7 protein-coding genes are annotated in these 6,244 nt (G+C 71.5%); 6 read left to right on the top strand and 1 reads right to left on the bottom strand.

The window, feature by feature from the left end; genetic code table 11:
• The 6 genes from ACWD0F_RS51495 to ACWD0F_RS51470 form a co-directional block, all read left to right on the top strand.
• A partial coding sequence (locus ACWD0F_RS51495; protein WP_449890395.1) for an MFS transporter occupies positions 1-604 on the top strand: 604 nt, incomplete at its 5' end.
• Positions 605-690: 86 nt separating this feature from the next.
• Entirely contained in the window at positions 691-1,572 is an 882-nt protein-coding gene (locus ACWD0F_RS51490) for a phosphotransferase enzyme family protein (protein WP_449890393.1), read from the top strand.
• A gap of 125 nt (positions 1,573-1,697) precedes the next feature.
• Complete coding sequence (locus ACWD0F_RS51485; protein WP_449890391.1) at positions 1,698-2,903, top strand: LLM class flavin-dependent oxidoreductase; 1,206 nt, start codon at positions 1,698-1,700, stop codon at positions 2,901-2,903.
• Positions 2,900-3,766 carry an amino acid ABC transporter permease gene (locus tag ACWD0F_RS51480; RefSeq protein ID WP_449890389.1) on the top strand — a complete coding sequence of 289 codons (867 nt, stop codon included), beginning with the start codon at positions 2,900-2,902 and terminating at the stop codon, positions 3,764-3,766. The genes ACWD0F_RS51485 and ACWD0F_RS51480 overlap by 4 nt, the downstream gene beginning before the upstream one ends.
• A gap of 5 nt (positions 3,767-3,771) precedes the next feature.
• Positions 3,772-4,524 (top strand): amino acid ABC transporter ATP-binding protein, encoded by a 753-nt coding sequence (locus ACWD0F_RS51475; protein WP_449890397.1) that lies wholly within the window; start codon positions 3,772-3,774, stop codon positions 4,522-4,524.
• 17 nt (positions 4,525-4,541) lie between these two features.
• On the top strand, positions 4,542-5,513 hold the full coding sequence (locus ACWD0F_RS51470) for an ABC transporter substrate-binding protein (RefSeq protein ID WP_449890387.1): 972 nt from the start codon (positions 4,542-4,544) through the stop codon (positions 5,511-5,513).
• Between the two features lie 21 nt (positions 5,514-5,534).
• Here ACWD0F_RS51470 and ACWD0F_RS51465 read toward each other — a convergent pair whose 3' ends face one another.
• Positions 5,535-6,119, bottom strand: a complete 585-nt coding sequence (locus tag ACWD0F_RS51465) for a 1,2-dihydroxy-3-keto-5-methylthiopentene dioxygenase (protein WP_449890386.1) — start codon at positions 6,117-6,119, stop codon at positions 5,535-5,537.
• Positions 6,120-6,244: the final 125 nt, after the last annotated feature.

Raw genomic sequence — 6,244 nt, 5'->3', positions numbered from 1 at the left:
GCGGCTCTGGGGGCAGATCGCGGAGGGGGTGCGCTACGTGGCGCGCGATCCGCTGCTGCGCGTCCTGACCGTGGCCGCCGGGCTCATCAACGCCGTCTACCTGGGGCAGGTGGCCGTCTTCGTGATCCTCGTCCGCGACGTGCTGGGGCTCCCGCCGGCCGCGTACGGCGCTCTGCTGGCGGCCGGAGCCGCCGGCGGGGCGGCGGGCAGCATGGCGGCGGGCCGTGTCAGCGCGCGGATCGGCCGGGTCCCCTCGCTGCTCGCCGGGCTGGCCCTGATCGGCGCCGCCGGGCTCGCCGTGGCCGCCACCACCAGCCCGTACGTCGTCGCCGCCGCCTACTTCGCCTCCGGTGCCGGCCTCATGGCGTGGAACGTGGTGGCGGTCTCCATGCGGCAGGCCGTCATCCCCGACCGGCTGCTGGGCCGGGCCACGGGTGTCTACCGCCTGTTCGCCTGGGGGACGATGCCGGCCGGTGCCCTGCTCTTCGGCGCCATGAGCGACCTGTGGGGGCCTCGGACGGCGTTCGCGGCCGGGGGCGCCGCGCTGCTCGCCCTGACCGTGGCCGTCGCCCCGGCCCTGCGCGGAAGGACCGATGGTGTGTGACCGTGCTGAGCGCTGGGGGTGTGTGACCGTGCCGGACGCTGGGGGATCGACGATGGGTGACCTTACCGAGCACTGGGGGACCGACGATGCGTGATCTTGCCGAACGCCGGGGGATCGGCCGGCTGGAGTTCGTTGGCAGCGGCCTGGAGTTCGCCGTCTACCGGGGGCTGGACCGGGACGGCCGGCCCGTCGCGCTGCGCGTGGCGCACCGGCGCTTCGACTCCAACGCCAACGACCCCGGCGTGGACACCCGCGCCCTGCTGGTGCAGGAGCACAGGATCACCCGCCACCTGTCGGCGCACGGCTTCCCGGTCGCGGAGCCGGTGGAGCTCGTCCTCGCGGAGCGGCCGTCCTCTCGGGACGTGCTGATCTCCCGTTACCTGCCCGACGACGGCTCGCCCCTCGACGGCTACGCCCTGGGCCGGCTCCTCGCCCGCCTGCACGAGCTGCCGCCGCCCCGCCTGCGGCCGGTGGCGTCGGAGGGCATGCCCACCAGAGGCGTGCTCGCCGCCCGGATCCGCCGCCGCTGGGCCGAGGTCGGCAGGCGTGTCACCGGCTGGCCGGAGGCGCCGTCCCGCGCGGTCCTCGACCGGGTGCTCGCGGGCACGACCGGCCGGAGCCTGCTGCACCTGGACGTCCGCAGCGCCAACCTGCGCCGCCGGCACGGCCGCCCCACAGGGCTGCTCGACTGGTCGAACACGCTGATCGGCGACGCGGTCGTGGAGTTCGCCCGGCTGGCCGAGTACGCCAGGTACACCGAGAACGACCTCGACCTGCCGGCGCTGCGGGCGGGCTACGCGAGCGTGCGGGCGGCTCCGCCGCCGGAGGGCCCCGCGACGCTGGCCGGCCGGCTCGACACCGCGCTGATGCTGGCCCTGGTGTTCCTGTCGGAGGCCCCGGACCCGAGCCGTGGCCCGGCGGCGGCGGAACACGCCCGGGAGCTGGGCGCTCGCGTCTCGGCCTGCTGAGAAAACCCTTTATGGTCCTGCTCGATACCGGTCCAAATAACCAACTAAATTGGTAGGTCTTGACGGAATGGATCAACCGTGCTGAGCTGAAAACCGTTCAGGAACACGAGAAAGGGCTTCGACCCATGCCTGTGGAGTTTCTCGGTATCGGCGGGACCAACGACGGCTCGGAGACCTCGCCGCGCTCCGGCCCCTCGTTCGACAAGCAGTACACGCTCCGGCTCGCGCGGGCCCACCAGGAGTACGGCTGGGACCGCGTGCTGTTCGCCTACGGCTCGGGGTCGCCCGAACCCGCGCAGGTCGCCGCCTACGTGGCGGGCCGGGTCGAGGACCTGCAGATCCTGCTCGCCCACCGGCCGAACGTCTCCTACCCGACGTACGCCCTCAAGACGTTCGCCACCCTCGACCAGATCAGCGACGGCCGGCTGGCCGTGCACTTCATCACCGGCGGCAGCGACCACGAGCAGGGCAGGGAGGGCGACGTCCTGACCAAGGACGAGCGCTACTCCAGGACCAGGGAGTACATCGGGATCGTCAAGCGCGGCTGGACCTCCAGGGAGCCCTTCGACCACGCGGGCGAGCACTACTCCTTCAAGGACTTCGTCTCCGACGTGTTCCCGGTGCAGCGGCCCCGGCCGAAGGTGTCCTTCGGCGGCTCGTCGCCGGCGGCGTACGCGGCCGGCGGGGCGGAGGCCGACATCTACTGCCTGTGGGGCGAGCCGCTGGCCGAGACCGCGCAGCAGATCGCCTCGGTCAGGGCGGTGGCGCTCGCGGCGGGACGCTCCGACGTGCCGAAGATCCAGGTGGCCTTCCGGCCGATCATCGCCCCGACCGAGGAGCTGGCCTGGGAGAAGGCCCACCGCATCCTCGGCGACCTGCGGCGCGCCGGCGCGAACCGGCGCCGCGTGTCCGGCCCGCCGCAGAACGCCGGCTCCCAGCGGCTGCTGGAGGTGGCGTCCAGGGCCGAGCGGCACGACCGGGCCCTGTGGACGCCGACCGCCGAGGCCACCGGCGGCGCGGGCAACTCCACCGCGCTCGTCGGCACCCCCGAGACGGTCACCGCCGCCCTGCTCGACTACTACGACCTGGGCGTGGAGATCTTCTCGGCGCGCGGCTACGACCTCCTGAACGACGCGATCGACTTCGGCCGCCACGTGATCCCGCTCGTCAGGGAGGAGATCGCCCGGCGCGACCGCACCGCCGCGACCGCCGCACCGTCTGCGACCGCCGCACCGTCTGCGACCGCCGCATCGACCGCGACCCCCGCACCGACTGCCGCGCCGGCCCTGGCCGTCGTGCCGGACCCCGCCGCCGTGCCGAGCCTGTCGTGACCTTGTCGCGGATCCGGGCCGCGCCGGCGCAGCAGCAGCCCGCAGCGCCGCAGGTGGTGACCGCCCGCCACCCCCTGCGTCTGCTGGCCGCGCTCGGCGTGCTGGTGCTGCTGGCGATGGCGGTCAACGCGCTGGTCACCAACCCGGCGTGGGAGTGGGACGTCGTCGGGGTGTACCTGTTCGCGCCGTCGGTCGTGCGCTCGGTGCTGGTCACGCTGGAGCTGACCGCGCTCGGCATCGTGCTGGGGTTCGCGCTCGGGACCGTCCTGGCGCTCATGCGCCTGTCGCCCAACCCGCTGCTGTCCTCGGTGGCCTGGGGGTACGTGTGGTTGTTCAGGTCGGTGCCGCTGATCCTGCAACTGCTGTTCTGGTACAACCTGGCGCTGCTCTATCCGCGGTTGTCGTTCGGCGTGCCCTTCGGGCCCGGCTTCTTCGACCTCGGCACCATGGACCTGATCGGCCCGCTCACCGCCGCCGTGCTCGGGCTCGCACTGCACCAGGCCGCGTACGCCGCCGAGATCGTCCGCGGCGGCCTGCTGTCGGTCGACCCCGGCCAGCGCGAGGCCGCGGCGGCGCTCGGCATCCCGCGGGCCCGGCGGTTGTTCCGGATCATCCTGCCGCAGGCCATGCGCACCATCGTGCCCAACGCGGGCAACGAGATCATCGGCCTGGTCAAGGGCACCTCGGTGGTCTACATCATGGCGCTGCCCGAGCTGTTCTACCAGGTGCGAGTGATCTACAACCGCAACGGCCGGGTGATGGCGCTGCTGCTGGTCGCGACCATCTGGTATCTGATCCTGACCACCACGCTCTCGATCGGCCAGTACTACCTGGAGCGCCACTACGGCAGGGGGCGCTCGTGACCGCCATGGTGGAGCTGGCCGACGTGCACAAGAGCTTCGGCGCCCTGCACGTCCTGCGCGGCATCGACCTGCGCGTACGTCAGGGCGAGGTCACGGTCGTCCTCGGCCCGTCCGGATCGGGCAAGTCGACGCTGCTGCGCACGATCAACCACCTGGAGAAGATCGAGCGCGGCACGGTCTCGGTGGACGGTGAGCTGCTCGGCTACCGCCGGACCGGCGACCGGCTGCACGAGCTGCGGGAACGCGACATCCTGCGCCAGCGTACCAAGATCGGATTCGTCTTCCAGAGCTTCAACCTCTTCCCCCACCTGACCGTCAGCCAGAACGTCTCCGAGGCGCCGCTGTCGGCCCAGCGCCGGCCGCGCGCCGAGGTGCGCGCGCTCACCGGCCGCCTGCTCGACCGCGTCGGCCTGGCCGGCAAGGCCGACGCCTACCCGCGTACCCTCTCCGGCGGCCAGCAGCAGCGCGTCGCCATCGCCAGGGCGCTGGCCCTGGAGCCGAAGGTGGTGCTGTTCGACGAGCCCACTTCGGCCCTCGACCCCGAGCTGGTCGGCGAGGTGCTGGAAGTGATGCGGGACCTGGCCCGCAGCGGCACCACCATGATCGTCGTCACGCACGAGATCGGCTTCGCCCGCGAGGTGGCCGACACCGTCGTGTTCATGGACGAAGGCCGCATCGTCGAGCAGGGCCCGCCGTCCCAGGTCCTCGACGCCCCCCGCCACGAACGCACCCGCGCCTTCATCGGCAAGGTCCTCTGAAAGGCTTGGAACCACGTATGCGCCTCTTAAGCGGGCTGTCCTCGATCCTGCTCCTGACGGCCGTCGCCGCCTGCGGCGCCGAACCCGCGCTCGCGCCCAAGAGCGGGGCCACGCCGTCCACGACGTCCGGCCAGACCATCGACATCGGCCCCGACCAGCAGCGGATCAGAGCCCAGAAGGTCGACGCCATCGCCGCTCAGGTGCCCGCCGCGATCGCCGCGGACGGCAAGCTCACCATCGGCTTCAACGGCGAGGGATCGCCGCCGCTGGTCTTCCCCGCCACCGACGACACCACGCTCATCGGCGTGGAGACCGACATCGCCCAGCTCGTCGCCGACGTGCTCGGCCTGGAGCTCAAGCCCGAGAACACCTCGTGGGAGAACCTGTTCCTCGGCGCCAAGTCCGGCAAGTACGAGGCCGTCTTCAACAACGTCACCGTCACCGAGGAGCGCAAGGACATCTACGACTTCGCCACCTACCGGATCGACCAGCTCGGCTGGCAGGTGGTCGACTCCAGCCCGATCAAGGTGATCGGCAAGCCGGCCGACATCGCCGGGCTGCGCGTGTCGGTCGGCTCGGGCACCAACCAGGAGAAGATCCTGCTCGACTGGGACAAGCAGAACCAGGAGGCCGGGCTCAAGCCGGCCGAGATCCAGTACTACCAGAAGTACGGCGACGTGCTGCTCGCGCTCAAGTCCGGCCGCGTCCAGGCCTATTTCGGCCCCAACCCGGCCATCGCCTACAACATCGCGGTCAGCGGCGGCTCCCGCATCGTGGGCACCGCCTCCGGCGCGGGACCCGACCTGCAGGGACTCATCGCGGCCATGACGAAGAAGGGCAACGGCCTGGTGAAGCCGGTCAACGAGGCGCTGACCACGGTCATCGGGAACGGCGCGTACCTCAAGGTGCTGGAACGCTGGGGTCTGGCCAACGAGGCCGTGCCCGAGTCGCGGGTCAACCCGCCGGGCCTGCCGAGGCAGCAGGGGTGAGCGCCCCCGGCTGAGGCGGGCCTACGCCTTGGGGCGGCCGGCCGCGATCGTGTCGAAGTCGGGGATGCGCCCGGCGATCGAGTCGCCGGTGAAGTCCCCGACCCAGCCGTCGTCGTCGTGGAAGAAGCGGATGGCGGTGAAGTCGGGGTCGGTGCCCATGTCGAACCAGTGCGTGGTGTTCTTCGGCACGCTGAGCAGGTCGCCCGGCTCGCACAGCACGGCGTGCACCTTGCCCCCGACGTGCAGGTAGAAGATGCCGGAGCCGGAGACGAAGTAACGCACCTCGTCGTCGTCGTGGGTGTGCTCGGCCAGGAACTTCTGCCGGGCCGCCGCGGCGCGCTCCGGCCAGTCGGCGCTCCCGTCCGCGTGGAGCTGGGCGACGTCGACGAAGGTGTAGCCCTCTTCGGCGATGACGCGGTCCACCTCCGTCCGGTAGGCGGCGAGGATCTCCTCCTGGCCGGCGTCGGGCGGCAGGTTCTCGGCGACCTGCCAGTGGCGCAGGACGACGTCGATCTCTTTGAGCGTGGCCGCGATCTCCGCGGCGTCCTCGGTCTTCAGCAGGGTGTCGGGCTGGTCGCCGTCGCTGTACACGGTCAGGTACGTCATGGGACAAAAGCCTACATTACATGCATAAATAGTGGGATATAGTCCGCTACGTGAACCGTGCACGACTCATCGGCGTGGTGCTTCTCCTCTCCCTCGGCGGCTGCTCCCAGGGCACGCCCACTCCC

The organism is Nonomuraea sp. NPDC002799 (assembly GCF_053592075.1).
The sequence above is the reverse complement of the archived record's forward strand: the minus strand, read 5'-3'. Positions and strand labels throughout refer to the sequence as shown.

Bases quoted from the DNA above. Each gene is read 5' to 3' on its own strand.
- ACWD0F_RS51475 (WP_449890397.1), top strand. From the start codon at position 3,772: ATGGTGGAGCTGGCCGACGTGCACAAGAGCTTCGGCGCCCTGCACGTC.
- ACWD0F_RS51465 (WP_449890386.1), bottom strand. From the start codon at position 6,119: ATGACGTACCTGACCGTGTACAGCGACGGCGACCAGCCCGACACCCTG.
- ACWD0F_RS51485 (WP_449890391.1), top strand. From the start codon at position 1,698: ATGCCTGTGGAGTTTCTCGGTATCGGCGGGACCAACGACGGCTCGGAG.
- ACWD0F_RS51470 (WP_449890387.1), top strand. From the start codon at position 4,542: ATGCGCCTCTTAAGCGGGCTGTCCTCGATCCTGCTCCTGACGGCCGTC.
- ACWD0F_RS51490 (WP_449890393.1), top strand. From the start codon at position 691: ATGCGTGATCTTGCCGAACGCCGGGGGATCGGCCGGCTGGAGTTCGTT.